This is a genomic window from Vibrio sp. 2017_1457_13, assembly GCF_030851525.1.
Taxonomy (GTDB): Bacteria; Pseudomonadota; Gammaproteobacteria; order Enterobacterales; family Vibrionaceae; genus Vibrio; species Vibrio metschnikovii.
Genome location: NZ_VHTA01000005.1, coordinates 93,352 through 119,347, shown reverse-complemented (window position 1 = coordinate 119,347; position 25,996 = coordinate 93,352). Strand labels below are relative to the sequence as shown.

At 44.1% G+C, this 25,996-nt stretch carries 24 protein-coding genes and 1 riboswitch; of the genes, 13 read left to right on the top strand and 11 right to left on the bottom strand.

Going from position 1 to position 25,996, the window contains the following annotated elements:
* The first annotated feature begins 59 nt into the window (after positions 1–59).
* From FKN88_RS08200 to FKN88_RS08190, 3 genes are all read left to right on the top strand, one after another.
* Entirely contained in the window at positions 60–590 is a 531-nt protein-coding gene (locus FKN88_RS08200; RefSeq protein ID WP_004396869.1) for an MltR family transcriptional regulator, read from the top strand.
* 151 nt (positions 591–741) lie between these two features.
* Positions 742–1,677, top strand: a complete 936-nt coding sequence (locus tag FKN88_RS08195) for a Gfo/Idh/MocA family protein (RefSeq protein ID WP_306687462.1) — start codon at positions 742–744, stop codon at positions 1,675–1,677.
* Positions 1,678–1,722: 45 nt separating this feature from the next.
* Complete coding sequence (locus tag FKN88_RS08190; protein WP_154170841.1) at positions 1,723–2,490, top strand: potassium channel family protein; 768 nt, start codon at positions 1,723–1,725, stop codon at positions 2,488–2,490.
* Positions 2,491–2,684: 194 nt separating this feature from the next.
* Here FKN88_RS08190 and FKN88_RS08185 read toward each other — a convergent pair whose 3' ends face one another.
* The gene (locus FKN88_RS08185; RefSeq protein ID WP_154170840.1) at positions 2,685–3,251 is read right to left on the bottom strand and encodes a phosphoribosyl-AMP cyclohydrolase; all 567 of its coding nucleotides are present in this window, start codon (positions 3,249–3,251) and stop codon (positions 2,685–2,687) included.
* 161 nt (positions 3,252–3,412) lie between these two features.
* Here FKN88_RS08185 and FKN88_RS08180 point away from each other — a divergent pair, with 161 nt between their 5' ends.
* Both FKN88_RS08180 and FKN88_RS08175 read left to right on the top strand, forming a co-directional pair.
* Positions 3,413–5,002 carry a HAMP domain-containing sensor histidine kinase gene (locus FKN88_RS08180; protein WP_306687440.1) on the top strand — a complete coding sequence of 530 codons (1,590 nt, stop codon included), beginning with the start codon at positions 3,413–3,415 and terminating at the stop codon, positions 5,000–5,002.
* 1 nt (position 5,003) lies between these two features.
* Positions 5,004–5,681 (top strand): response regulator transcription factor, encoded by a 678-nt coding sequence (locus FKN88_RS08175; RefSeq protein WP_154170839.1) that lies wholly within the window; start codon positions 5,004–5,006, stop codon positions 5,679–5,681.
* 58 nt (positions 5,682–5,739) lie between these two features.
* On the opposite strand, the gene FKN88_RS08170 is transcribed toward FKN88_RS08175, so the two are convergent.
* The 3 genes from FKN88_RS08170 to FKN88_RS08160 all read right to left on the bottom strand — a co-directional run bounded on the left by FKN88_RS08170 (position 5,740) and on the right by FKN88_RS08160 (position 8,593).
* On the bottom strand, positions 5,740–6,753 hold the full coding sequence (locus FKN88_RS08170; RefSeq protein ID WP_306687441.1) for a lipoate--protein ligase: 1,014 nt from the start codon (positions 6,751–6,753) through the stop codon (positions 5,740–5,742).
* A gap of 80 nt (positions 6,754–6,833) precedes the next feature.
* Positions 6,834–7,418 (bottom strand): glutathione S-transferase family protein, encoded by a 585-nt coding sequence (locus tag FKN88_RS08165; protein ID WP_306687442.1) that lies wholly within the window; start codon positions 7,416–7,418, stop codon positions 6,834–6,836.
* Positions 7,412–8,593, bottom strand: a complete 1,182-nt coding sequence (locus tag FKN88_RS08160) for a YbfB/YjiJ family MFS transporter (RefSeq protein WP_306687443.1) — start codon at positions 8,591–8,593, stop codon at positions 7,412–7,414. Before FKN88_RS08160 ends, FKN88_RS08165 begins: the two co-directional genes overlap by 7 nt.
* A 257-nt stretch (positions 8,594–8,850) precedes the next feature.
* Here FKN88_RS08160 and FKN88_RS08155 point away from each other — a divergent pair, with 257 nt between their 5' ends.
* Positions 8,851–9,081, top strand: coding sequence for a VF530 family DNA-binding protein (locus FKN88_RS08155; RefSeq protein ID WP_083797782.1), 231 nt, complete (start codon positions 8,851–8,853; stop codon positions 9,079–9,081).
* Between the two features lie 211 nt (positions 9,082–9,292).
* On the opposite strand, the gene FKN88_RS08150 is transcribed toward FKN88_RS08155, so the two are convergent.
* A complete protein-coding gene (locus tag FKN88_RS08150) occupies positions 9,293–10,207 on the bottom strand; it encodes a VirK/YbjX family protein (RefSeq protein WP_170905326.1) in 915 nt (304 codons plus the stop codon).
* 343 nt (positions 10,208–10,550) lie between these two features.
* Between FKN88_RS08150 and FKN88_RS08145 the strand changes: the two genes are divergently transcribed.
* From FKN88_RS08145 to FKN88_RS08135, 3 genes are all read left to right on the top strand, one after another.
* Positions 10,551–11,864: an HdeD family acid-resistance protein gene (locus tag FKN88_RS08145; RefSeq protein ID WP_306687444.1), complete on the top strand. Its 1,314-nt coding sequence runs from the start codon at positions 10,551–10,553 to the stop codon at positions 11,862–11,864.
* 43 nt (positions 11,865–11,907) lie between these two features.
* Positions 11,908–12,243 carry a multidrug efflux SMR transporter gene (locus tag FKN88_RS08140; RefSeq protein WP_040905217.1) on the top strand — a complete coding sequence of 112 codons (336 nt, stop codon included), beginning with the start codon at positions 11,908–11,910 and terminating at the stop codon, positions 12,241–12,243.
* A 152-nt stretch (positions 12,244–12,395) separates the two neighbouring features.
* On the top strand, positions 12,396–12,848 hold the full coding sequence (locus FKN88_RS08135; RefSeq protein WP_154170833.1) for a hypothetical protein: 453 nt from the start codon (positions 12,396–12,398) through the stop codon (positions 12,846–12,848).
* A gap of 84 nt (positions 12,849–12,932) precedes the next feature.
* Here FKN88_RS08135 and FKN88_RS08130 read toward each other — a convergent pair whose 3' ends face one another.
* Positions 12,933–13,568, bottom strand: a complete 636-nt coding sequence (locus tag FKN88_RS08130) for an NAD(P)-dependent oxidoreductase (RefSeq protein WP_306687445.1) — start codon at positions 13,566–13,568, stop codon at positions 12,933–12,935.
* 120 nt (positions 13,569–13,688) lie between these two features.
* On the opposite strand from FKN88_RS08130, the gene FKN88_RS08125 reads away from it, so the two are divergent.
* The 4 genes from FKN88_RS08125 (at position 13,689) to FKN88_RS08110 (ending at position 17,931) form a co-directional block, all read left to right on the top strand.
* Positions 13,689–14,585 (top strand): LysR family transcriptional regulator, encoded by an 897-nt coding sequence (locus tag FKN88_RS08125; RefSeq protein ID WP_154170831.1) that lies wholly within the window; start codon positions 13,689–13,691, stop codon positions 14,583–14,585.
* Between the two features lie 136 nt (positions 14,586–14,721).
* Positions 14,722–16,248: a methyl-accepting chemotaxis protein gene (locus FKN88_RS08120; protein ID WP_306687446.1), complete on the top strand. Its 1,527-nt coding sequence runs from the start codon at positions 14,722–14,724 to the stop codon at positions 16,246–16,248.
* 75 nt (positions 16,249–16,323) lie between these two features.
* Positions 16,324–17,061, top strand: a complete 738-nt coding sequence (locus tag FKN88_RS08115; protein WP_161429653.1) for an ABC transporter substrate-binding protein — start codon at positions 16,324–16,326, stop codon at positions 17,059–17,061.
* Positions 17,062–17,193: 132 nt separating this feature from the next.
* A complete protein-coding gene (locus FKN88_RS08110; RefSeq protein ID WP_072670847.1) occupies positions 17,194–17,931 on the top strand; it encodes a transporter substrate-binding domain-containing protein in 738 nt (245 codons plus the stop codon).
* Positions 17,932–18,025: 94 nt separating this feature from the next.
* On the opposite strand, the gene FKN88_RS08105 is transcribed toward FKN88_RS08110, so the two are convergent.
* The 5 genes from FKN88_RS08105 to putA form a co-directional block, all read right to left on the bottom strand.
* The gene (locus FKN88_RS08105) at positions 18,026–19,213 is read right to left on the bottom strand and encodes a DEAD/DEAH box helicase (RefSeq protein WP_306687447.1); all 1,188 of its coding nucleotides are present in this window, start codon (positions 19,211–19,213) and stop codon (positions 18,026–18,028) included.
* 185 nt (positions 19,214–19,398) lie between these two features.
* The gene (gene ribB / locus FKN88_RS08100; RefSeq protein ID WP_154170827.1) at positions 19,399–20,055 is read right to left on the bottom strand and encodes a 3,4-dihydroxy-2-butanone-4-phosphate synthase; all 657 of its coding nucleotides are present in this window, start codon (positions 20,053–20,055) and stop codon (positions 19,399–19,401) included.
* A gap of 106 nt (positions 20,056–20,161) precedes the next feature.
* A riboswitch (FMN riboswitch) is annotated at positions 20,162–20,302 on the bottom strand.
* Positions 20,303–20,470: 168 nt separating this feature from the next.
* Positions 20,471–21,961, bottom strand: a complete 1,491-nt coding sequence (putP, locus tag FKN88_RS08095) for a sodium/proline symporter PutP (RefSeq protein ID WP_187003328.1) — start codon at positions 21,959–21,961, stop codon at positions 20,471–20,473.
* Positions 21,962–22,031: 70 nt separating this feature from the next.
* A complete protein-coding gene (locus FKN88_RS08090) occupies positions 22,032–22,730 on the bottom strand; it encodes a 1-pyrroline-5-carboxylate dehydrogenase (RefSeq protein ID WP_306687448.1) in 699 nt (232 codons plus the stop codon).
* A gap of 23 nt (positions 22,731–22,753) precedes the next feature.
* A complete protein-coding gene (gene putA, locus FKN88_RS08085) occupies positions 22,754–25,873 on the bottom strand; it encodes a bifunctional proline dehydrogenase/L-glutamate gamma-semialdehyde dehydrogenase PutA (RefSeq protein WP_306687449.1) in 3,120 nt (1,039 codons plus the stop codon).
* Positions 25,874–25,996: the final 123 nt, after the last annotated feature.

Sequence of the window (25,996 nt, the reverse complement as noted above, 5' to 3'; positions counted from 1 at the left end):
CGTGACACTAAGATGGGAAGGACACCGCCTTCCCATCTCAACCTTAAATTAGATAGTATATGGCACAGAAAATTGACGAAATCGATATTTTAGAACAACTGAACAACGCCCCCTCTGTGCGTGGCTTTTTTATCACAACCGTTGACATATTAACCCAAGCGGTTGATGCACTGATGCAGCGTATTTTTCGAAAGGATAATTTTGCGGTGCAATCGGTTGTTGGACCATTATTAGACGACACTGGACCACTTGGTAACCTTTCTGTTCGCTTAAAGCTCTTATACGGCCTAGGCGTGGTGACCGACGACACTTATCATGATATCGAAGCCATCATTAAACTGCGTAATCAATTGAATAGTGATGCCATGGAGTACAGCTTTACCGATCCCAAAGTGATTCACGCCATAAAAGCATTAAATCTTGTCCAAAACAGAGGGTTGTTACCCGTGACGATGGTTGATCCTGATGGCGACATCGATCTCGACTTTTATCACTTACAACTACAGCGCCAACAGCAAGTGATCCGCTCTGGACTTTCCTTAGCGATTATTGAGGTTTGTAATGAACTCAATAAAGAAAGTCCGTTTTAAATCATTATGGCCTATTGTATGACTCGTTCTCGGATTTATCTTAGGAATGACAAAGATCGTCTTCCCAATTTCTCGGCAATACACTTACCGATTTTTAGAGCAAGTGTTAGTCTTGCTCTCATTGTGAAGCGAACCAGTTTAGATAACGATGATCAAAATAGGCATTATTGGCTTGGGGGATATCGCCCAAAAAGCTTACTTACCCGTGATAACCCAACGTCCCGAGGTTGAACTGGTCTTTTGCACTCGAAATCAGCACACTCTTGCGCATTTAGCCGCTCAATATCGGATTACTAAAACCTGTACCCAATATCAAGATCTGCTCAAATTCCAAGTCGATGCCGTGATGATCCACGCGGCAACGGCCGCTCATCCTGAGATTGCGGCTTTTTTCTTACGTCATGGCATCGCCACATTTGTCGATAAACCCTTAGCAAACAGCGCGGCTGATTGCGAACAATTGTACGCATTAGCTGAACAGTACCAACAACCGCTTTATGTCGGGTTTAATCGTCGCCACCTTCCTCTATTAAATCAACATTTGGTCGGAGTGCAGCAAGGCTTACGAGACGACTTACTCGGCTTACGCTGGGAGAAAAATCGCCATGCTTTACCTGGTGATATTCGTACCTTCTTGTTTGATGACTTCATCCATCCATTAGATAGCATCAATCTCTACGCTAAAGCGGATTTGCAAGACGCTTACATCACCCATCAAATGGCCGGCAAACAGTTAGCGCGAATCGATATTCAATGGCAACATGGAGCCACTTTGTTGCATGCTTCAATGAATCGACAATGTGGCATTACGAGTGAATCTATTAGTGCGCAGTTCGTTAATCAAAGTTATCAATTTCACTCTTTTTCTGAAGGCATGCACTGGCAGAATAATCAGCCGCAACGACTGGCTTCGCCAGATTGGACACCGATGCTGACCAACAAAGGATTTAGCGCGATGATCGATGAATGGCTCAGGGTGATACAACAAGGAAAACTCGCCCACTCGATCATTGAACGCAACCTCGCTAGCCACCAATTAGCCGAAGCACTCTGCGCGCGTATCACTCAATTAACCGATAGCATCTAAACGCAGACAACCTTTTATCAAACCACGCACAATGACATTAGAATTATGAACCTAAAACAACGCGCAAAATTACTGGCCGCCTTCGAGAGCAAAACCGAAGTGCCAATGCTTGTCTTATCGCTCATTTATGTACTATTGGCTTTAATACCCGATGTCGCTCAGCTAGACCAAGAAGAACGCCACTTTATCAATCAATTGATTTGGTTAGTGTGGGGCGTTTTCGCCACTGAATTAGCCATTAAAATTTTGCTCAGCCAACAGCGTGGCCGCTATTTAATGCAAAATTGGCCTGATGTCTTGATTGTTGCGATGCCATTCCTAAGACCATTACGTTTTATACGTATTCTGTTTATTTTACCGAGAACCTGGCGGCAAACCAAAGCGGTCTTACGGCAAAAAACCCTCAGTTTTATTGGCTTAACCAGCTTATTAACCGTGATGCTAAGTTCAGCGTTTGTCTATTTGGTGGAGAGAGGCAGCGACAGTCCAATTGAAGATTATAGTGATGCGCTTTGGTGGGCAATGACCACCATTACCACCGTAGGCTATGGCGATATGTATCCAGTGACCGCTTTTGGCCGCGGCGTTGCGGTGTTTCTCATGTTAACAGGCATCACCCTCTTTGGTTTATTAACCGCGAGCGTGGCCTCTTTCTTTGTCGATGATAATCACCAACAGCGCCTAGATTCACAGCATCAACATAGTCATAGAAAATGCGGTCAGCAACCTCGATCCCAATTTCATCTCGCTCGGTTTCGTCAGCAGTTAAAGGACAAACATCATCTGCATCATAGTCATACTAAACACCGATAATAGTGTATTCAATCGCTCAGATAGAAAAAGCAGGTCGCATCGCCACCGGCTCTGTATCGAAGCTTATACCCAAACAACTTGGAGTTGCAGGTAGGCGGCAAGTGAGTGAGTCCCTATGAGCATAGATAGAGGGTGAACAAACGTAGCCAACACTCCTGCAGCTTCAAGTAGGAAGGGTATAAAGGTATTAAGCCTTAAGGTTGATAAGGTAAAGAAGAGTGGTGCAAGACGATGCGAAGTTGACCTTGCTCATCTTTCTTAAAGGCCCAGCTTTTATCCACCATCGTGGTTTGCCCTTGCTTATCAACCAATATGACATTGCCCATGGTCAAGGCTAAATCACCATTAATATAAACCGCAGCATTTTCAAAACGGTATTCCTTCCAACCTTTTAAAGCAAAGCCAGAGTCTTGCGCATAATCACTATTGCCACCGACAAAATAGGCTAACGCTCCAGCCACATCGGTACGAAACGTTTGCTGACCACTGGCGAGCGTCGGTTTGAAAAGCACCGCGCCTTGTTGGTAACCATAAGCTTGATCCAATACTTGGCTGGCTAACGTTTTTGCCGCCGCATGGCCTTGCTTTTCATACGTTTGGCTGATATTGATTAATGCCTCGCCCCATGCCTGTTGAGCATTGAGCACTTCTTGATGGGTAATATTATTATTCACAACCGGCGAAGAAGCCTGAGCTGCCCACGGTAACACGCTGAATAATAATAGTGCTGAAATAGAAAGTGTTTTATGGATACGTTGCATAGTCTCTGCCTTACTGGTTTAGGTAATTTGAGTGACTACTGTAACGCGCTTCAATGAACCTAAACCCTGCGCGAAGATTAACCTAAGATGAACATGGTTTACCGTGAGTGCATAAATCGCTTACTCTGCAGTTATTGACGCTATGCTGTGAGGAAATGGCTGTGTTTCGCTATCAATTATCGTTTGTATTGGCACTTTTACTGTCGCTGATTTTGGCTCAGGCAGGAGCGGCTTATTGGTCAAATCAGGTCGCTAATGAGCATATTCAGCGTGGACAAATTTCTAGCCAAATTTTGCAAAACTTCATGCAACTGAGTACCGAAAAACAACAATTGAAGATCTGGCTTGCCGAATATCTATTGATAAAAGATGGCAGTACCTTAAAACGCGACCTACGCTTTGCCAAAATTGAAGATTTACTGGAAAAGCTCAATCAGCTCACCGAACAAGCCCAGCAACAGAGTTTAACTCAGCAAGACTTTGCGGAGATCACTCAGCAAATTAAAGTCATCTCTTTATTTGAAACCAACTTCGCCAGTTTAAAACAGGCGCTACGCTCATGGGAAATCGCTAAAATCACCGATGATGATGAACGCTGGCTGCTACTTAGCCAATCCTTTGATCAAGTAGATAACACCGATCTTCGCCAGTTACTCAATCAAGCGATCAGTGTGCAACAACAGCGTACTGCTCGTTATGAAAGTGCAGCGATGAGCGCGTTATCGAACGTGAGAAGCGTGATCATCAGTCTCGCCGTGATTGGCGTGATTTTAGGTGGATTACTCGGTGGCTGGCTACTGAGAACCTTATCAAAACCATTGGCGGAATTGGTCAAAAGCACTACCGCGTTAGAGCAAGGTCAACTGGATCACCGAATCGCCATCAGTGGCCCTTATGAGCTAAAAACCCTCGCTCGCCACTTCAACTATATGGCACAAAGCCTAGAGCAAGCTCAGCAACAGGAAATGGCTTCGCGCCAGCTGATTGAAAAAGAAGTGACCGCACGCACCCAAGAGCTCGCTCAAGCACTGCAAACCCTAGAAAAAGCCAAACATCAGCAAAAAGAGTTCTTTGCCAACGTCAGCCACGAGCTACGTACCCCTGCGACAGCGATTTTAGGCGAAGCGCAAATCACCCTACGCAGTCGTCACAATAGTGATGACGAGTATCGGCAAACTTTACAACGTATTAACGAGTCAGCGACGCATTTATCTTACCGAATTGATGATCTATTAATGCTGATCCGCCAAGATGAACAATTATTTCAGCCGACTCTCACCGCAATGACACTTGAGACCATTTGGCAAGCGGTTGGACGGCAAGCGAACTTACTCGCCAACTCGCAACAGGTTATCGTTGAGTCGACTCATCCAGCACAAGCCAATTGGCAAACGCTGATTTGCTATACCGACTTAGATAAACTATTAATGATTATCCGTATTATTGTTGATAATGCATTACGTTATGACCCGAAAAAACAGCCACTTACACTAACGTTAATGCTCGAACCCAACCAAGTATTGTTTCAGCTCAGCGATCAAGGTATTGGTATCGCTAGCGATGACCTTGAGCGTATTTTTGAACGCTATTTTCGCGCTAACAATGGCAAACAATATCGTCCTGACGGACTCGGTATAGGCTTAACCTTAGCTCAGAGCATGGCTAAACAATTAAATGGCGAGATCAAGATCGCTAGCCAGCTTAATCAAGGTAGCCAAGTGACCCTTAGCTTTCCACTGGAAGAGGTTTAGGATGCGCATTTTATTAATTGAAGATGATCCTAGAATCGCAAGTTTTATCGAACGAGGCTTAAAAGCCGAAGGTCATCAGATCCAGCACCTGAATGATGGCCAATACGCAGTAGAAACGGTCATCAGCTATGAACCTGATCTGCTGATTTTAGATCGCATGCTGCCTCATTGTGATGGACTGACCATCTGCCAACAAATTCGCTCGGCAGGCATTGATGTTCGCATCTTAATGCTCTCTGCCCTAGGCGATGTCGATGAACGAGTCAAAGGCTTGCGTACCGGCGCAGACGATTATCTTGCTAAGCCATTCCATTTTGAAGAGTTACTGGCTCGTTTAGATGCTCTACAGCGACGTCACTCTGAATCCAGTCCATTACCCACACTACAAGTCGCAGATTTAGTGCTCTGTTTGCCAACAATGCAGGTCACACGAGACAATCAACCCATTGAGTTGACCGCCAAAGAGTTGTCAATTTTGGAATTATTGATGAATAAACCTGGGCATATTTTTAGTCGCGAGCGAATTCTGGCTAACGTTTGGGGAATGCATCAAGATCCATTAACCAATGTGGTCGATGTTTACATGCGCCGATTACGCAAAAAAATTGACGACCCTTTCACCGCCCCGCTGCTCAAAACCAAACGCGGCATGGGATATTATCTACAAGCCGATCAGTAAGTGTGGCTTGGCTATGTTTGGTTTTGGCATAAGAGAGGATGGCTCACTCAGTCAATACTCAACAAGCGGTCATTATCCATGCTGACAACTCTTTCAGCTCCTTTGCATACTCTGAGTGTTGCTGTGCTAATTGCTCAATGCACAAAGCAATAGCACAGCGATCATAGGGTATATGAGTCATTTTTTCGGCTAATCGCTCCATCGGGTAAGGATCGAGCATATCACTGAAAATCGTCGCTTGCTGAATCACTCCTTGCTCAACATCGAGAAAGATTTCTACTCCTCCCCATGTAAAACGCTCATCCAAATGATGAGTAAAAGGTGGGGTTTGGCCAAAGTTCCAATCCCAACTGCTTTGTTTCGAAAACTTATCTTCAAAATCAGGCAAATCAGTAAACTGTTCAGGAGAAATGTACTCAACTTGGGCATCTTGTTGGTAATGCTGTAAATAAGCGTGGATGATCGCATCGCATACTTGCTGGTGGTCAATATCCGCTTTAACGCTATTAAGGTTAATCACACGAGACTTAACCGAAGTAATCCCTTTCGCCTGCAGTTTTTTGGGATCAGGGTTAAGGTAATCCGCTAAGCGGCTCATGTCCGCACTCAAGAGTAAAGTGCCGTGATGAAAGCCGCGATCAAGCGTTTCTCGATAAGCTGAGCCAGAGAACTTGCGCACCCCGTCTTCATCTTGCAGCACCAAATCATTACGTCCATTGGCCACGCCGTGAATACCCAGTTGTTGTAATCCCGCTAATACAATCTGCGTCGACACCTGTTTATCGTACTCAGGTTTGCCCGCCATAAAAGTAAAATTAGTATTGCCCAAATCATGAAAAACCGCGCCACCACCCGTCTGTCGGCGCGCCAGTTTCACTCCATCGTGTTCCATGCGCTCAGTTCGGCACTCTCGCCATGGATTTTGCGCTCGTCCAATAACGACAGTATCGGCATTGCGCCACAAAAACAGGATACGCTGATCGGCGGGCATCGAGCGGAAAATCGTATCTTCAACCGCTAAGTTAAACCAAGGATTGGTTGATTCAGAAATAAGAATACGGGTACGAGTCATGTCTACTTCACATTGATATTGAACAAACCGTTATCGTACTGAGCATGACTCAAGATAGCGAGCAGAAATCCGTGGGCTCACTAGGAAAATTGAGTTTGTTGAAAACTGGGGCGCTGTGTGATTTGTGCGTACCAGCTTGCTAACTGTGGATAAGAGCGTTGCCAATTCAGCTTACTCAAACGAAAATCGAGATAAGCTAATCCTACTGCAATCGAACAATGGGCAGTGGTGAATGGTTTGTTAGCAAACGGTAAGCATTGACTTTCAAGCTGAGTCAACATTCTCTGTATGGCATGCTGACGACGCAAAGCCAATTCACATCCATCGGGCTCACCATATTTATTGGCGATCACCGTCTGAAAAGCGCTATCCATTAATGCTTGACCTAGACCTAACCATTGCATCACTTGCTCATCATCATCCATTCTCGGCGCACAAGGAGAGTGAATATCCAAGTATTGCAGGATAAGTAAGGTTTCACTCAAGGCAACACCTGCGTCCGTGATTAACACGGGAACTTTTGCCGCTGGGTTAACCTGCAAAAGTGTATCCGGTGAACCCCACGGATCGACCATGGCTAAATTTAACGGAATTTGTTTTTCTAGTGCACAAATGCGCACTAACCGCGCATAAGGGGAAGTGGCATTTAAATAAAGCGTTAACATGACTGTTTCACCGATTTTGATCGAAAAAATGGACTTGCCGAAATACAGAGCAAAGCGAATAACATCAATAGTGCCGCCGTGATAAATAGCGGGGCGTACTCACCTACTTTCTGATAATAAAAGGACATGCCCCAACCCGATAATGCTTGTAATAAAGCAAAACCAGCCGTTGCCCTACCCCAATAATATTGATGTCGTGTCGTGCCAACTAACTCAGCAATTCGGCCTGCGGTTAACGCGACAATACCTGGTGTCAATGCTCCGACGATGAAAGCTGAACAAAACAGCAACACTGGCATCGCGGTCAGCACTGGCAAAAGAATGGCGAACGCTTTGAGTGCGTAAGCAACCCAGAGCGCTCTGTGCCAAGATAATTGCGATACCAACCATTTGGCAATCAATGGCCCGCTAAGACAGCCACCGCCAAACGCAAACCACAACCATAACGCTTGTGGTTGCGTGAAGTTCCGCTCACGAACCAAATAATCAACCCAAAAAATGGTGTGCGGAATAAAACCGGCGGCATCAAGCGCATAAGCCGCCATCACTAACCAAACAGCGCCAGTGGCAAAAGACGATGAAGGTTCCGAGGATAAAGATGGGTGAGATATAGCAGGCAGTTGCCGTAAGCCGAATATCATCACAGCACTAATACACAAAGAGAGACTACCGATAGCTAACCAGGTTATCGAAAGACTAAAACGAAGTAGGAGCGGGATAATCGCAGAAGAAAGTACTACACCTAAACCTATGCCCATGAAGATCATAGTCATAACCGCATTGCGATAATTTTTATGGCTATGCAGCAAAGCGAATGCTGGGCCAATGACCATTAAATGTCCACCAGCAACACCAGCAAGAACACGCCAACCAGCAACCCACAGATAGTGGATAGGCAAAAAACAGACAAAATAACTAACACTGACCACCAAAGCAGCAACGGTCAATAATAAGCGATCTCCGACCTGCTGCGCTAAACGATGAGCACTCAAGGCTCCAATCAAATAGCCCAGTAAATTCAAGCTACCGAGGTAACTGGTCTCAACGACCGAAAACCACCCCTCGCTCGATAACATCGGTATTAAAGGGGTAAATGCAAAGCGAGATAAGCCGATGCCAATCAGCGTCGAACTCATACCAACCATCAATACTAATAAGGTATTCGTTGATCGCATATTAAAGCTCATTCAGCCATTTAATGTTCACTCTGCTCATCGATTCCTTGACTCATGAGTTGATTTGGCCGGTCAGCAATGATGGTTCGATATAATCTATGCTAAACGCCATAAGTAGAAAGCAACCACAAAAAGAAACCATAAGCTAACAAATAACCAACAAATTGGCATCTTGATGATGCAAAGATCTGCCCTACTGCACATTTATTACTAAGCACGCTATACTTGGCAGCTCAATCATCACTTATGCTATTTTTATGCACACAAACGATCCGCATGCGCAGCCGCATAATCCTTTACACGGCCTAACCTTAGAAAAAATTCTGACTCAATTGGTAGAACATTATGGCTGGCAAGGATTAGCGCAACGAATTAGCCTAAACTGTTTTAAAAGCGATCCGTCAATCAAATCTTCCTTGAAGTTTTTACGTCGTACAGAATGGGCAAGAAGTAAGGTGGAAAATCTCTATATTGAGACCTTTCATTAAACCATATACCCAAACAACTTGGAGTTGCAGGCAGGCGACAAGTGAGTGAGTCCCCATGCACATAGATAGGCAATGTGATTGGGTGAACGAACGTAGCCAATACCGCTGCAGCTTCAAATAGGAAGGGGATAGATTAAATAAAGGGCTGAGCAGCCCTTTATCTACTATAGACGTGACATTATGAAAGGATATTGTTGTACAATTTGAATAATTAACAGCTCAATTGCTTAAGTCGCTCACCAATAGCTAACTCTAACTCATCTAACCATTGATAACGTTTGGTATACAGACGACGTTTATTACGGTTTAAGGTCTCGATCTCTTTACGTGCTGGCATCATCGCAACACGATACCTATAACGACTGATTTTCTCTGCCTCATATTCTGTCCATAGCTCATCATAATCAAAACTGACTTTATTACGCTTAGAACCAATATAACGCAGCGCTTGGTAAATATGGCCGCGATTAGAAATCGCATAACAGCGCTCAACACCCAACTGACGAGATACTAATAAGGCTAACTCAACCATTAATGCTTTCGTCCGTAAGCCGTGAACTGTACGCGTTAAATCTTTAATGATTTGCTGACGATTTTCAATCTTTTCACTTGGACCTTGCAAAGCTCCAATATACACCGTTTTACCGTGATCAGAAAAATGAAAGCTAATCGAATAAATCGTAGTCCCCGCTTGATTCACTAAGCTTAAACCAATCGATCCCTCACGACTGGCTCCTCGGTTTAAACGGATATCATAGGCTTCGCCATTTTTATCTTCGATAGATAATAAGCTCACACCTTGATCAGACATGATCTCCGTACAACGCTCACCAAAACGCTCAGCGACAAATAAAAAATGCTGCTCAAGGAACTCCACTCTTTGCATTAGCGATAAATCAACACAGAGGTAGGGTTTAAGTGGTCTTTCTAATAGCTGTGGATTGTCATTCAGCACCTTAGCGAGAATAGGCTGCTCAACCAGTGATAACATCCGCCGCACAGCTTGGGGATGCAGCAACGCCCACAAACGAAAACGCCAGTTCTTACGAATACGATCCCAGCCTTTGCTCTCTGGATAAATTTTTGCTGCCCATTCGGGTAGATCGCTTTGGATATTAGTCAACATAGTATTGATTACTCACACTTCGTCAGTGGTGGGATAAATCACTCACCAGAGTAAATAGACATAGAGCGCAATTATACAGCGTTTTATTGCTTCATACTCGGTAACTAATGTATGGGATTGTATGGATAAATAATCCTTATTATACAATATCTTAAAAATAAACCCCCAATAAAAAACCATCAAAAAGACGGAAAATGACCCAATCCTCATATTAATCAAAATAACCAAGACAGAAGGTGACATATGCAGACAGTCATTGGTTCAGGTTTTAGGTAGACTCCATTCATAAGATATTTTTATCTTCATTTCATCGCTGTAGTTAAAGAATAAGAATAGGCTCAACATGTTACAGATTGCTTTACTATTTTTAGGTTCCGACTTTGTTAAAAAACACTCACTTTACCTATGGATTTTCGGAATTCTGTGGGTGATGACTGGTGCCTTTATCTTTTTTGATGGATTGAATCAACAGCTATTATTCCCTAAAAATACCTTTGGTCTTATTCTATTATTTGAAAGCTTAATGACCTTAAGCATTGCTCTATGCAGCATAAAAAATAAAAACCACTTACTATTATGTAAGGGAATTGTTTTTTTATTTTTCTCCTATATTTTATTAATGAATAATGGATACAGTAACGAAATTATCTCAGCGATTTTTGTTCTCGCTTATTTTATTACCGGATCCTTTGCTATGGCTTCTGCTTGGATCGTCCGATTCTATCGATGGAAAATTACTCTTGCATGGGGAGTATTCCAAATGTTGTTTTCATTTTTTATTTTAACTCATCATCAATCGACACTATCTTTTTTTATCGGTTTAATTATGATTGGGACTGGCGTAAGTGCTTTATCGATTGCTACTCGATCTCGTTATATAGAAAAAGGATTAACCATATTTCAGATTATCAACCCTAAGTTATCTCTCGACTCTATCAAACAGAACACCGTATCGAAGGTATCACATCGAGCCACTCAATCTCTCCAACAGCCTTTAACTATCCATATTTGGACACCTGTCGGTTCAGCAAGCACGCCTCCTTTACCACGTCCAATTATTAATCGTTATATTGCTGCAGTTGATAAAAATGGTACTATTTCGACCGGTCACGCCTCATTAGAGTTACCCTCTGAGCTTTATGTAAGCTTATACCCAGAGGAAGATATCGATCGCAAAGCGGCTGACTTTTTTCGCTTATTAAGAGCAACGCCAGATAATAATGTACCTGGACGGTTTTTATCAGACTATCAAACTGAAGCTGCCGACTGGTGTGAATCCGATCAAAAGATTATGTTTGAACATTATAATCGCGATGCTTTGCTAAATTTTTGGGAAAGTTATCGTCAATATCCGATTTATAATATAACGCATCAGAATTGCTCTAGTACGGTTGCTTATGCTTTAGAAGCGGCCTTAGAAGGTATTCTAGCTCGGCCAAATCAGAATTTCTTATCTCTATTAAAAATAATGTGTACTCCAGAGTTATGGATCGCCGCACAAATAAGAAGACGAGCGCTAATGATGGCATGGACTCCGGGCTTGGTCATGGATTATTCTCGCGCACTACATCGTATGGTTCACGCAACGACGGTTCCGTGGTATAAACGCCGCTTGTGGAAAATGAGGAAACTAAATTTAAATTTATCCACAAAATAAATTCTATTCATTATTTTTATTAATTTCGACAGGCATCAATTTTATGCAGAAAGTATATATTATATTAATGGTTTCTATCCTTGCAGAAACCATGGCAACAACGATGATGAAAGCTTCTTATGGTTTTACTCGATTTCTGCCGAGTTGCTTTGTGGTTATCGGGTATTGCATCTCTTTTTATGGTTTATCTCAAGTCGTACAAACCATGAATATTGGCATCGCTTATTCGATATGGGCAGGGATGGGTATTCTCCTGGTTTCTATCATGTCGTTTTTTATTTATAAACAAAGTTTAGATGTCCCAGCATTAATTGGTATCACTTTTATTGTCGTAGGTATCATGATTATACAAATATTCTCTAAATCCATCACTCATTAATCACCACCATTAATATGAGCGATAAGGAGTCTTTTTCAAAAAAAAAAGACATCAACAGACATTTCCAGACAATCATCGATGTCAATCTTAAGTAAACTTCACTTAACCAAGGTCTTACACCTTTATCAATAACGTTTATAGAGTAAAAATCAATGAAAAAAAACATCGTGATGATCATAGCAGGGTTATTATTACTTTCAGGTTGTGCAACACCTTATCAAACAGAAAAAAACTTTTGGTCCTTTGGTAAAGGATTCGATGTACAAGCCCTTGCTCAAGATACTTGGCAAATCAGTTTTATTGGTAATGATTACACAGACAGAGCCATTGCTCGTAAGTATATTTTGCGTAAAAGTGCGGAGTTAGCGAGTCAAGCCGGGTATGCTTACTTCACCCTCTTGGATGAAGATATCAATGTTGATTCTGTTGCTAAAAACCAAATTTCACAGGCTGAAAATAAGCAAAAATGGTTGTATTCAACCACCCAGATCACCAGTGAAACAACCATCATGGCAATCAGCAAAGGGCTTCATCAACCTTCAGATGCTTATAAAATGGTTTATGAAAGCCAGTTTATTTTGAATAGCATTAACGTCGAACAATAACGAGCGTGAATAAACAAGACGGATCGTCGCTAAGCATACACTCACTTAGTGACGATCATAAATATCAGCGTTGATAACGATCCGTTAGTAGGCAACTCCGACTCGTTGCTGTGCAAACGACGCGGTATCTAACATATCAAGCATTGCCACTGCATAATCACTGACCGAAATCCGACTGTGACCATCTTGATCTGCGAGTAACTGATCACCGCCAATGCGGTAAGCGCCTTGCTTATCACCGGGGAAAATCTCAGCCGCAGGGCTAACAAAGGTCCAATTCAGTGGACTATCGCTACTTCTAAAAATCGCCAAGGCTTCACCTTGTGCTAATGCTTCTGGTTTATATTCGCTTGGAAAGTCCGGTAAAGAGACCAGTGAAACGCCCGGTGAAACTTCTAACGAGCCGGCTCCCCCAACCCAAAGTAAACGTTTTACTCCAGCTTGAGGCAATGCACTCAATAACTGCTCTGCCGTCTTAGCCACAATACTATGTTCCCCACTTGCTCGACCGCCAATGGACACCATGGCGACATCTATATCTGCAAATAACTGAGCAAAATTGGTATGATTGTGTACATCAAACTGACGTACTTCGACATTCGTATCGGTCATTTTAGCGGGATCACGCACCATAGCGACAACATCGTGCCCACGAGACAGTGCTTCTTGTACTAAATGATTACCGATCCAACCCGAGGCTCCAACAATAGCAACTTTCATTTTTTAACACCTTAATGTTTAATTTATCAACAGATGCTAGTGTAGTCGCCTCTGAGCGAGTGATAAATGGTAAGAAAGGATGTAGATTGTATCTAGATAAGATACTAATAAGAGAGAAGCATGGATAAATTAACCGCAATGCGCAGCTTTGTAGAAGTCGCCAACATTGGCAGTTTCACTCAAGCGGCAGAAAACCTTAACTTAAGTCGCTTACAAGTCTCACGCCATGTACAAGAAATTGAAGATTGGTTAAAACAGCGTTTGCTGCATCGGACGACACGCAAAGTGAGCCTAACAGCATCTGGGGAAGAAGCGCTAAGACAGTGTGAAAAAATCCTCAATCAAACGGCAGAATTAGAAATGCGAGCACTAGAGCAATCGCAGTCATTGTCTGGGCGAATTCGTATTTCGGTACCGATTGGTTTAGCACGTTATCTCCTGCTTGATGCCGTAGAAGCGTTTACTGACCTACATCCGCAAGTGACGATTGATATTCTTGCTTCCGATCGCTTAGCTCAACTGGTTGATGAACGGGTAGATATTGCGCTGCGATTCACTAATCAGCCTGACGAACAATTAATTGCTCGACGTCTTTTTCAAGTCGACACGGTTGCTTGTGCTGCGCCGACTTATCTTGCTCAACATCAACCGATTGTACAGCCGAGTGACCTAGCTGAGCACAACTGTTTTGTCCATCTTTCACATCATAAATGGGAGTTTCTTCGCCATAACCAAACCTACAGTGTCAATGTCAATGGTACGATTCGAGCCAACGATATGAGCCTAATCTGCCGGGCAACATTACACGGTAAAGGCATTGCCCTGCTCCCTTGTGATTTAGCCAATCGCTACTTAAAAGATCGCGCTCTAATCCAGATATTACCCGACTACCATTTAGCGACCAGCGCATTGTGGGCGGTGTATTTATCGCGTAGCTATCAGTCGCCTCTAGTGCGGCAATTTATCGATTTTGTCAGCACACAATGGGACGATCTAGACATGACGATCCCTTCATAAAAATGGAGGTAAATCAAACCGATGCTCAAGAAAACGCTTTCCTAGACGAGTAAATAAACATAATTTTTCCCTTCCGTTAGCAGTAAATGGAACGCCGACTATACTCAATAGGTAATAGCGTGGATGAGGATTAACTATGTTTAAAAGTATCAAAGTGATCTTTTTTAGCCAAATTGTGTTGGCTATTACTCTGATTCTATTGGGAATGGGCGCAGTAAAATATAATGTTTTCCAAAAGCAGCTCTATCAAAGCCTAAGTGCGAATATTGAACATGCTACTCATCGCTTATCGATCAGTCTACCTAAGCCGATTTGGGACTTCGATTTTGACTCAGCGAAGGCAATTGTATTATCAGAGCTCAATGAGCCTGCGATTAGTGCAGTACAGATAAAAGACAATAATGACAAATCAATAATCTTTTATCTCAATCATCCTGAATACCCAGAGATCACCAATATTGATCCCAAATCGTATACGGGGAAAAAAGAGCAGGAATTCTTTATTGATGATTTTGGTAATATCAAAAAAGTCGGTTCGATTGTTTTATATTACAATGATTTTGCTATCGCCGAACAATTATCTGAATTGATGCAAAAAGTTATCATCGAGATACTGATTCTGGACGTTTTGCTCTCTTTAATCACTCTTTTACTGTTGCGTATCACGGTATTAAAACCTCTTGCTAACCTTACCGATAGGGTCATGGACCTTGCTTCTGGAGATGGCGATCTCACACAACGGATTGAGCCTGCCAAACTCAACGAATTTAAAGATATTACCTTAGGGATCAATCGATTTACCGAGTCTTTAGAAACCATTGTTCAAAAAATCATCCAGTCAACGGAACACCTGCATCAATCCTCGCTCGCCAGTAAAGAGATTGCGAGCGACAATGCCGTAAAACTCAATCAACAACAACACACGTTAGATTCTATCTCACACGCTGCCGTTGATATTCAACATTCAATTCAACAAGTTAATGAATCAGCGTTAGACAGCGCACAGCACGCCAGTTCATCCAGCACGTTAACCGACTCGATGCACAGTACGATTGAAACCACCTCGCACGAAATGAAAAAAATGCAGGAGAAAATGTTACTGCTTAACAGCAAAATGACTACGCTTTCTCAAGAAGGTGAAAAAATTAACACCATTTTAAATGTGATTAATGATATTTCAGAACAAACCAACCTACTCGCACTCAACGCTGCCATCGAAGCCGCTCGAGCTGGTGAACAAGGCCGAGGATTCGCGGTGGTCGCCGATGAGGTCCGTAACCTAGCCGTGAAAACTAGCCATTCTACTGAGCAAATTAAAACCAATATCAATGCCCTCAATGAAGCCACCTCAATGGTTGAAAAAGAGTTACATGACATCGCACTGACTCTGGAAAAAACCTCTGAGCGTTTTGGTGAGTCTCATTCCGTTATCGAAAAAATGAACCTGATGGCAAAAACCATCAAAGAGAAAAATCAACACGTGGCCGATCTTGCCAAAAGTCAAAATGTATCGATTGCCTCGATTAGCCGCTCATTACTTGACGTCGTTGACACATCCAAAGCCGTGGCTGATGGTGCTCAAACCAACTTAGGTATGTCAGTAGAGGTGATCAATATTGGAGAAGAAATCAAACAACAAGTCGCTAAATTTAAAACCCATTAATTTCCGGTGAGAGGAGGTAATCGTTCATTACCTCCTCTAGGGATACCACTTCAATCGTCATCAAGAGGGAACACCATGAAGTCAATTATCACCGCCAGTTTATTGGCCGTATCTTCTTACAGTTTTGCATCAAGCTTAAACGATCTAAATTTTATTACTGAAATCTATCCGCCCTTTAATTATGAAGAACAAGGGAGATTAACGGGAATCGCTATTGATGTGCTTGAATCAGCCTCAGAAGCCGTCAATGACCCTGTCAAACGCGAAAGCGTACAACTTCAACCATGGGCGAGAGGTTACGCTGCGGCGTTAGAAACGCCAAATACAGTTCTATTTTCCATGACACGTACTGAAGCTCGAGACAACCTCTTTAAATGGGCGGGGCCGATTGTCGAAAGTCGAGTCGTGCTCTGGGCACCAAAAGCCAAAGGCATCAAAATTTCCACACCGAGCGATCTCAATAATTATCGCGTGGGTGTGGTGAGAGAAGATATCGGTGAGCAACTGCTGCGTAATCTCGCGGTCAATCCTAATGCGTTAAGACCTTCAGCATCACCGGAAATGGTCGCAAGGCAATTGGATGCTAATCGCATCGATCTGTGGGCTTATGGCGATAATGTCGGTGTATTTATTATGCGTGAACAAAATATCGATCCCAGTCTGTACGAAATCGTCTACGTACTACATGAATCGCAAACCTATTTCGCGTTCCATAACAGTACTAACGATCAATATGTTGAAAAACTGCAGAACGGAATTAATCTCATCAAAGAGAGCGGTAAACTCGATGAAATCATTGCCGGTTACCGTTAATACTATCAATCCGCACTTCATCACTTGAAGAGAATACTTCTTCAATCTCTTCAAGTGATCACCTTTGATACAAAGTGGCGTTTTCCCTACTCAAACGACACCAGTGTTTTATTAGGATAATGAGGTCTTCGTATGAAAGTCACATCACTTTGTTTAACCGTATTACTTACTTTTCTGAGCTGGACAAGCTGGGCGAAAACTCTCACAGCAGCGCAAGATCCATGGCCACCGTTTGTTACCTCAGAGGCTCCTCATGGACTTTCTATTGAATTAGTCAGCGCCGCACTAGAAACGCAAGGCTATCAACTAGAGTTTCAAATTATGCCTTGGGCAAGGGCACTGGCAGAGGTTCAAGCTGGCAATATTGATTTGCTACCAGCAACGTGGTTTACCGAACAGCGAACCAGCGTCCTGGCTTATAGCGATCATTATCTCTACAACCAAATAAAATTTATTACCCTACCTACGAATGCCTTTGAATATAGCGGTCTTGATAGTCTCGCAGGTAAACGCGTAGGTACGGTTCGAGGTTATGGATATGGCGACGATTTTTTAAATTCAACGCTATTTAATCGCTCAGAAGCCAATGATTTAATTTCTAATTTACGCCGTTTAGAAGCAGGCCGGATCGACGTCACTTTAGAAGATGAATTAGTCGCTCGCTCTTTAATGAGTGACAATGGTTTGGATGCCAATAACTATCGATTTACCACGAGTGGTTTATCCGCTAACTCACTTCATGTTACCTCTGGGCTAGCCAATCCCAATGCTCTCGAGTACATCGAAGCTTTTAATCGAGGGTTAGCACAAATCAAAGCCAATGGTACTTTTAACGAAATACTGCTTAAGTATGGGATCGCTCTCGATTAATCAGTCTATGGACCTGCGTCTAAGGCATTAAAAAAACAGAGATCGGATATGAGTAAAATGCGGCTGGTAGAAATAATCCACCAGCCGCATTTTTTTATTGAGTGCGTTTGTGCTTCGGCACGTAATTAAGAATTGATATTGGCACTGGATGTTTAGGCTCAAATCCTGCGATTTCTCGCCGTTCAATCAAATGCCCTAAACGGCTCTCTATCATGCATAAGTTTTTGAAGTTGTCTTTCGATACCAAAGAGATCGCTTCGCCTTGTGCCTCAGCTCGACCTGTCCGTCCGATACGATGGACATATTCATCGGCGGGAAACGGCAGATCATAATTGACCACTCGCGGTAATTCATCGATATCAATACCACGCGCTGCAACACCGGTCGCAATCAAATATTTGATCTTTCCAGCTTTAAAATCTGCTAACAGTTGCTCGCGTACTGCTTGGCTACGACCGCTATGAAACGCTTCAGCGGCAATGCCTCTTTTTTCTAATTGCGCAGCCAATTTGGCAGCGCCGTGTTTGGTCTCGATAAAGATCAGCGCTTGGTCCCATTGATACTCATGAATCAAGTGACTCAACAATGCTGACTTTTGATCTTTATCGACCGTAATAAGCCACTGGGTAATATTCGACTTCGACGCTTGGTTCGCTGCAATGCTGATCTCATGAGCTTCACCCACCGCAGTTTTAGCCAGCTCACGAACCTTATTCGATAAAGTCGCGGAAAAGAGTAAAAATTGCGCTTCCGTTGGCAAACGTTGAATGATTTTGTTAATCGCTTCAATAAAGCCCATATCGAGCATGCGATCCGCTTCATCCAGCACAACCACTTCAATTTCATCAAAATGTACCGCTCGTTGAGCGTACATATCAAGCAGTCGTCCGGGGGTGGCAACCAACACATCCACACCGTCAATCAGTTGCTGTTTTTGTGCCTGCTCATCAACACCGCCATACATCGCTAAACTGGTTAACTCCGTGTATTGAGCATACTGTTTGACATTATCCGCAACTTGGATGGCAAGCTCACGAGTCGGCACTAAAATCAGCGCGCGAATTCGTTTTTTGCGCTGAGTTTCTCCTTGCATCAATCTATCTAAAATCGGTAGCACAAAGCCGGCTGTTTTACCGGTCCCAGTTTGCGCGGCAGCAATCAGATCTTGGCCTTTTAAAATAACCGGGATCGCTTGCGTTTGAATGGTGGTCGGAGTTTGATAACCAAGCTCAGCGACTGATTTGATCAGTGCTTCGTTTAGCCCAAGTTGTGTAAATGACATAGCAGACTCTAAATAAAATGGCGTAGAGCAAAAACGCTCGACAATATCGTTCATTCTAACATGAAGAATGCGGTGCTGTTGATCTTTCGAGATTAGTGATTTCGAAGCCGTTCAACAGCACCTCGGTATGAACGCTTTACTTTCTTCATACCTCATTTATAAGTCAGACATGATGTCGCATGTAATCACGCCAATTTTTGCTGCGCTATCAAACGGTATTGGACGATGTCTTCGATAGTCAGTACGGGCATATTGTGTAAAAGGCCAAAGGCAACAATCTCTGGCGTTTTAGCCATCGTACCATCGGGATTGGTTACTTCACACAACACACCAGCGGGCAATAATCCTGCCATTTGCATTAAATCTACCGTACCTTCAGTATGACCACGTCGTGTCATAACTCCGCCTTTACGGGCACGTAGCGGAAAGACATGACCTGGGCGGGCTAAATCGTCGGGTTTCGCTTGCGGATTAATCGCGGTTTTAATCGTGGTCACACGATCTTGAGCGGACACTCCAGTGGTCACACCATGACGAGCTTCTATCGATACCGTAAACGCGGTTTGGTTTTTGCTGTCGTTGACGGGCACCATCGGTGGCAGTTCGAGTTTATTGGCCTGCTCATCGGTTAAACATAGACAGACAATCCCGCTGCATTCGCGGATCATCAACGCCATTTGTTGGTCGGTCAACTTTTCTGCAGAATAGATAATATCGCCTTCATTTTCACGATCTTCATCATCAAGCAATAAAACACCGCGCCCTTCACGTAAAGCGTGTAACGCGTTTTCTACTCGAGTGATTGCATCGCCAAATTCGGCAAGTAGTGACAACTGATTCATGGTTTACTCCTAATAATGACCAGAATCAGGGCAGTTTTATGAGGCAAAACGAAAGGCACCATAATGGCAAGCTGAGTAAATCCTCGCTAGACACTATTGGCGTATTTGTCATTCTCTCTCATCCGGACTATGACCGTCGGCTCTGGCTTCTCACCAGATCTGCTGACCTCGACGAATCGAGCGCTCGTGGGCTGGCCCTAATGGACATACCACCGGTGGGGAATTTCGCCCCGCCCTGAGAATTTTAATGTAATGAGTTAAGGTCAAGCTAAAGGCCTCCTTTAACTTGACGCCTATTATGGTAATACTTCACGCCTCGTTTGCAAAGCCACAAGCGGCCAGATTTGAGACATGCAGACACAATAAAAAAGCCTCATGATCGACATGAGGCTTGATAGTATTTACCTGTACCACATTACTCTAATTCAACTAAATTCTTTTGAAAGGTTTTGTGCTGCGCTTTAACCGCATCTTCTGGTTGACCAGTTAGCAAACTAACAGCCACAATCGCTAGGGTTGAAAAGAGTATCCCAGGAACGATTTCATACACATCAAACCAACCGCCAGTCAGCTGTTTCCAAACCACAATTGTCACACCACCAACGATGATCCCCGCTAAAGCGCCATTACGATTCATACGCGACCAGTACAGACTGAGCACTAATGCAGGACCAAAAGCAGCACCAAAACCCGCCCAGGCATAAGAGACTAAGCCAAGCACTGAGCTATCCGGTGTCATGGCCAACACTAACGCGACGATTGATATCAGCACAACGGAAAAACGTCCTACTTTAACGATCTCTTCTGAAGTCGCCTCTTGTTTGAAAACTTGCTTATAAAAATCTTCCGCTAGGGCAGACGAAGAGACCAACAGCTGTGAATCTGCGGTACTCATGATGGCCGCTAAAATCGCCGCTAGGAGAATACCAGCGATGACTGGATGAAACACAGCGTTAACCAGCAGCATAAATATCCGCTCACCATCATCAAGCTGAATCGAGCCATTTTGCGTAACGTAAACTAGGCCAACTAAACCCACTAACATGGCTCCAAACATTGACAACGCCGTCCACAGCACCGCAATCCAACGGGCAGTAGTTAGATCTTTATTCGAACGCGCTGCCTTAAAACGCGCCAAAATATGCGGTTGTCCAAAATAGCCAAAGCCCCAAGCGACGAGAGAAAGAATGGCAATACTAGAAAGAGGCTTGCCTTGAATATCATCCCATAGAGTTAATAATTGCGGGTTAATCGCGCTCAAATCTGAACTTAATTGACTAAAACCACCATTCATTGCGGTGATCGGGACAATCAGCAACGCGGCAGCCATCAATAAACCTTGCACCAAATCGGTCCAAGATACAGCTAGAAAACCACCAAATAAGGTATAGGACACCACACAAATCGTGCCAATGATCACCGCGGTGGTGTAGTCAATCCCAAAGACGGTTTCAAATAATTTACCACCCGCGACTAAACCTGAACTGGTATAGAAAAGAAAAAATAACAAAATGAAAAAGGCTGAGATGGTTTGAATCAGTTTCGATTTATCATTAAAGCGCCGCGATAAAAACTCAGGTAAAGTCAGAGCATCGGTGGTAATACTGTAAGTACGCAACCGCTTTGCGGTAATTAACCAGTTAGCCCATGTACCGATGAGTAAGCCACCCGCAAGCCAAAAGGCTTCAATCCCTGCCGCATAAGCGTAGCCGGGTAAACCTAACAGTAACCAACCACTCATATCCGATGCTCCCGCTGACAACGCAGCAGGCCATGGCCCAAGGGAACGGCCCCCTAGGAAGTAGTCTGATGAGTTTTTGGTTCGCTGGTAAGCAAACACACCGATCGCCAACATCAAAATCAGATAGATAATGAAGGTGGTCGTAATAGCAAAGCTATTGTCCATTGATATTTCCTCTATTTACTAAGATCGCTTTCCCTCCTGCTCATTAATTTAATGAGCAGGAGGGTCAGGATTAATGGGTTTCGTTGCCTAGCTCTAAGAGCGTCGCGTTACCACCCACTGCTGTTATATTTATAGTGCGCGTACGTTCGGTAATAAAACGTAGCGATAAGTGCGGATCGTGTGCCACGGGAAGGGTGGTGAGATCGGTTTCTGAAACAAGATTAATAATTGCGCCGGAACGCTGGGCAAGTTGTCGATTAAGACTGTGCTCAAGCGATACATTACCCACATAACCAACACTGCGGATGTCTGATTCGATTAATGCCTGATACGCATCCAAGGCACTAAACTGCAGTAAATTAACCGGTAAAGATGACTGCTGGTTAGCCGCCGTTAAAGCGGAAACCAGCTCGCGATCATCACTGCAGATAATCACACTATTGCCCGCCACCAACGCACAGCATAACTGGGCCACCAATGCTTGCTTGGCCGTTACACTCGCGTCATTTTGGATAAGTAGAGCAACCCCTCGCCCCGCGGTATACAGTTCATTGGTTTCGCCCGTAGGACCAATCAATGAGTGTGAACGCGCCAATAATGCGCTGGCCTGCTCAAGGTGAAAAGACACCACATCAGCTAATCCCGGCATACTTTCTTTTAAAGATGATTTCAATGACAGTAAGCACTCACATTTAAAATCAAAATCGGTTAAGTTCCAGTTTTCCCAAGCCGAGCAGGCGTCAGTAAAACGGGTGACTTGATGTACCATAAACTACTCCTTCGCTGGTTAGATTAACCGTATTGCACTTGGGTAAAACGATATAAATAATGCGGCCCACCCGCTTTCGGGCCGGTGCCAGATAGCCCTTGCCCACCAAATGGCTGCACTCCAACCACTGCACCAACCTGATCGCGATTGATATAGCAGTTACCGACTCGCGCATGCTTCTCTATCCAACGGTAAGTGGTTTCATTGCGGCTATGGATACCCATTGTCAAGCCGTAACCGGTAGCATTGATCTGCTGCACCACCTGAGCCAACTCGTTGGCTTGGTAGCGAACAATATGCAAAATAGGTCCAAACTGCTCCTCACTTAAACAATCAATTCCTGAGATTTCAAACGCCGTCGGTGCTACGAAATCGCCATATTGACAATCATCAGCTAACGTTAATTGCGCAATTTTTTTCTGAGTCTGGCTCATGTGAGCGATGTGTTTCTCTAAACCTTGCTTTGCCTTCGTATCAATCACTGGGCCGACATCGGTACTGTGCAAATAAGGCATTCCGACCGACAGCTCCTGCATCGCACCTTGGATCAAACTAATCACACGATCAGCGATATCTTGCTGCACAAACAATACCCGCAGTGCTGAGCAGCGTTGACCCGCCGAAGCAAAGGCAGAACGTAACACATCGCGCACCACTTGCTCGGGCAGAGCCGTACTATCGACGATCATCGCATTTTGCCCTCCCGTTTCAGCAATCAAGGGCACAGGCGTCGACTCTCGCTCAGCCAATGTTTGATTAATCCGCTGAGCGGTAGCTGTCGATCCCGTAAACACCACACCAGCAATCGCAGGATGTGAAGTCAACGCATGGCCTATCTCCGAGCCGCGACCAGGTAAAAATTGAATTGCATAGTCAGGGAAGCCCGCTTCAAGCATCAGTTCAACGGCACGCGCGGCGATCAAGCTGGTCTGCTCGGCGGGTTTAGCCACCACGGTATTACCAGCGACTAAAGCTGCCGTAATTTGTCCAAGGAAAATCGCTAATGGGAAATTCCACGGGCTAATACACACAAATACGCCTCGTCCTTGACGTGAAACTTGACGTGTTATGCCATCAAAACTGCTGATGCTGAACGGAGCTAACCCTTCAACTTGATTTGCGTAATAACGACAAAAATCCACGGCTTCACGAACTTCATCTATTGCATCATGAATCGTTTTTCCGGCTTCCTGATGACAAAGCGCACAAAGCTCAGCCAAATGCGATTCCAGCAAATCGGCTAATTTCAGAAGCTTTTCAGCACGTTGCTGATCAGGAGTCTGCTGCCATTTTGAAAATCCAGCCTGAGCAATCGCAATGGCTTCGGAAACATGATCATGGGTTGCATGATAAACTTGCCCAACGTCAACACGGCGATCATAGGGAGCCGTGACTGCAACCGGAGAAGTACGTTCCTTGATCATGCTTTCGATCTGTGACTGACCATTGAGTATCGGTCCTGCTTGCCATTGTTGACTCAAATAACCATGCACTTGATCTTCGAATGGTTGCGCTTCACTTTGAATATCAATATTGATCCCATCTGAGTTTTTGCGTTCAGGGAAAATCTGTGGCGGCAGAGGAATGTTAGTGTTGTGTAACGTCTCAAACGCCAATAACGCATCAACCGGATGCTGAGTTAAGCTCTCAACCGGACAGCGCGCATCGACTAAACGATGGACAAAGGAGCTATTCGCGCCATTTTCTAATAAACGGCGGACTAAATAAGGCAACAGATCCTTATGGCTACCAACGGGGGCGTAAATACGTACCGATTGCTGGTACGCTTTCATGGCATGATGATATAAGCCGTCACCCATCCCGTGTAAACGCTGAAACTCAAATTCTTTATGGTTTGCCATGACCGCAATCGCCGATACAGTGTGAGCGTTATGAGTCGCAAATTGAGGAAAAAGATGTCCGCGAACCCCATCACTCAGTAAAAAACGAGCACAGGCTAAATAGGACACATCGGTCGCTTCTTTGCGGGTAAAAACGGGGTAGCGTTGATAGCCTCGCTGCTGTGACCATTTAATCTCGCTATCCCAATAAGCGCCCTTAACGAGACGTACGGGGATACAACAACTGTACTGCTTAGCCAGCGCAGTCAACCACACTAAAGTCGGTAACGCCCGCTTAGAGTACGCCTGCACGACTAAGCCAAACTTGCCCCAGCCTTGAATTTGTTCACTGCAATACAATTTTTCAAATAGTTGTAACGACAGCTCTAGGCGATCCGCTTCTTCGGCGTCAATGGTGATCGCCACATCCAATTCCATTGCTCGTTCTAATAATTGCAGCAAAGTCTGGTACAGCTCATCCATGACACGGGCTTGATTAGCCACTTCATAGCGAGGATGTAAGGCTGATAGCTTAATGGATACCGATGGGGCTGGGCTGGTATCCAAACCATATTGGTCTCGGCCAACCGCCTCAATCGCCATTAAATAATCTTTTAAATATTTATTGGCATCGCTGGTGGTTAACGCCGCTTCACCCAACATATCAAACGAATAGGTGTAACCTTTATCACGCATTACCCGGCCATTTTTTTGCGCTTCGCTGATCGTGCGACCCAATACAAACTGATGACCCATGATTTTCATCGCTTGATGCATCGCCTTACGAATGACTGGCTCAGAAAGTTTATTGACCAAACGGTTTAACGCTTGAGCCGGACTTTGCGCTTGGTTGTCACCCAAGCCAATGACTTTACCAGTCAGCATCAATCCCCAGGTCGAAGCATTGACAAACACAGAATCCGAATTTTTCAGGTGTGATTTCCAATCGGCGACCGATAATCGGTCTTTAATAAACGCATCCGCTGTTGGTGCATCAGGGATACGCATCAGAGCTTCTGCAAGACACATCAATAAAATACCCTCTTGAGTGTCCAAGCTGTACTCTAAAAGCAGAGCATCGATCATCTGCACCGATTTCTTGTCTTGGCGAATCGCCGCGATCAATTGTGTCGTTTTGGTCGCAATCAACACTTTTTCTTCATCGCTAGGCGTTGCCAAAGGCAGTAATTGCATTAGCCATTGAGATTCGTCCACCATATAAAGTGGCGAGATCTGTGCCCAAAGCGTACTAAGCGGTTGCTCAATAAACTTGGGGTTCAACACATCTATTGCTGTAAACATGCGTTTTCCTCAATCTCCTATCCGAGGGATGTGACTCGGATTTCAGTCAATGGCAAGCAGTGTATTTTGAGCGCAAGCACAATACTTGTCAAAAACTCCGGAGTTTTTGTGAAAATCTCGTCT

Excerpts from the sequence above, each read along its gene's own strand:
- FKN88_RS08200 (WP_004396869.1), top strand. The coding sequence starts at position 60 with ATGGCACAGAAAATTGACGAAATCGATATTTTAGAACAACTGAACAAC.
- FKN88_RS08190 (WP_154170841.1), top strand. The coding sequence starts at position 1,723 with ATGAACCTAAAACAACGCGCAAAATTACTGGCCGCCTTCGAGAGCAAA.
- FKN88_RS08185 (WP_154170840.1), bottom strand. The coding sequence starts at position 3,251 with ATGCAACGTATCCATAAAACACTTTCTATTTCAGCACTATTATTATTC.
- FKN88_RS08175 (WP_154170839.1), top strand. The coding sequence starts at position 5,004 with ATGCGCATTTTATTAATTGAAGATGATCCTAGAATCGCAAGTTTTATC.
- FKN88_RS08170 (WP_306687441.1), bottom strand. The coding sequence starts at position 6,753 with ATGACTCGTACCCGTATTCTTATTTCTGAATCAACCAATCCTTGGTTT.
- FKN88_RS08165 (WP_306687442.1), bottom strand. The coding sequence starts at position 7,418 with ATGTTAACGCTTTATTTAAATGCCACTTCCCCTTATGCGCGGTTAGTG.
- FKN88_RS08160 (WP_306687443.1), bottom strand. The coding sequence starts at position 8,593 with ATGCGATCAACGAATACCTTATTAGTATTGATGGTTGGTATGAGTTCG.
- FKN88_RS08155 (WP_083797782.1), top strand. The coding sequence starts at position 8,851 with ATGCACACAAACGATCCGCATGCGCAGCCGCATAATCCTTTACACGGC.
- FKN88_RS08150 (WP_170905326.1), bottom strand. The coding sequence starts at position 10,207 with ATGTTGACTAATATCCAAAGCGATCTACCCGAATGGGCAGCAAAAATT.
- FKN88_RS08145 (WP_306687444.1), top strand. The coding sequence starts at position 10,551 with ATGTTACAGATTGCTTTACTATTTTTAGGTTCCGACTTTGTTAAAAAA.
- FKN88_RS08140 (WP_040905217.1), top strand. The coding sequence starts at position 11,908 with ATGCAGAAAGTATATATTATATTAATGGTTTCTATCCTTGCAGAAACC.
- FKN88_RS08135 (WP_154170833.1), top strand. The coding sequence starts at position 12,396 with ATGAAAAAAAACATCGTGATGATCATAGCAGGGTTATTATTACTTTCA.
- FKN88_RS08130 (WP_306687445.1), bottom strand. The coding sequence starts at position 13,568 with ATGAAAGTTGCTATTGTTGGAGCCTCGGGTTGGATCGGTAATCATTTA.
- FKN88_RS08125 (WP_154170831.1), top strand. The coding sequence starts at position 13,689 with ATGGATAAATTAACCGCAATGCGCAGCTTTGTAGAAGTCGCCAACATT.
- FKN88_RS08120 (WP_306687446.1), top strand. The coding sequence starts at position 14,722 with ATGTTTAAAAGTATCAAAGTGATCTTTTTTAGCCAAATTGTGTTGGCT.
- FKN88_RS08115 (WP_161429653.1), top strand. The coding sequence starts at position 16,324 with ATGAAGTCAATTATCACCGCCAGTTTATTGGCCGTATCTTCTTACAGT.
- FKN88_RS08110 (WP_072670847.1), top strand. The coding sequence starts at position 17,194 with ATGAAAGTCACATCACTTTGTTTAACCGTATTACTTACTTTTCTGAGC.
- FKN88_RS08105 (WP_306687447.1), bottom strand. The coding sequence starts at position 19,213 with ATGTCATTTACACAACTTGGGCTAAACGAAGCACTGATCAAATCAGTC.
- ribB (WP_154170827.1), bottom strand. The coding sequence starts at position 20,055 with ATGAATCAGTTGTCACTACTTGCCGAATTTGGCGATGCAATCACTCGA.
- putP (WP_187003328.1), bottom strand. The coding sequence starts at position 21,961 with ATGGACAATAGCTTTGCTATTACGACCACCTTCATTATCTATCTGATT.
- FKN88_RS08090 (WP_306687448.1), bottom strand. The coding sequence starts at position 22,730 with ATGGTACATCAAGTCACCCGTTTTACTGACGCCTGCTCGGCTTGGGAA.
- putA (WP_306687449.1), bottom strand. The coding sequence starts at position 25,873 with ATGTTTACAGCAATAGATGTGTTGAACCCCAAGTTTATTGAGCAACCG.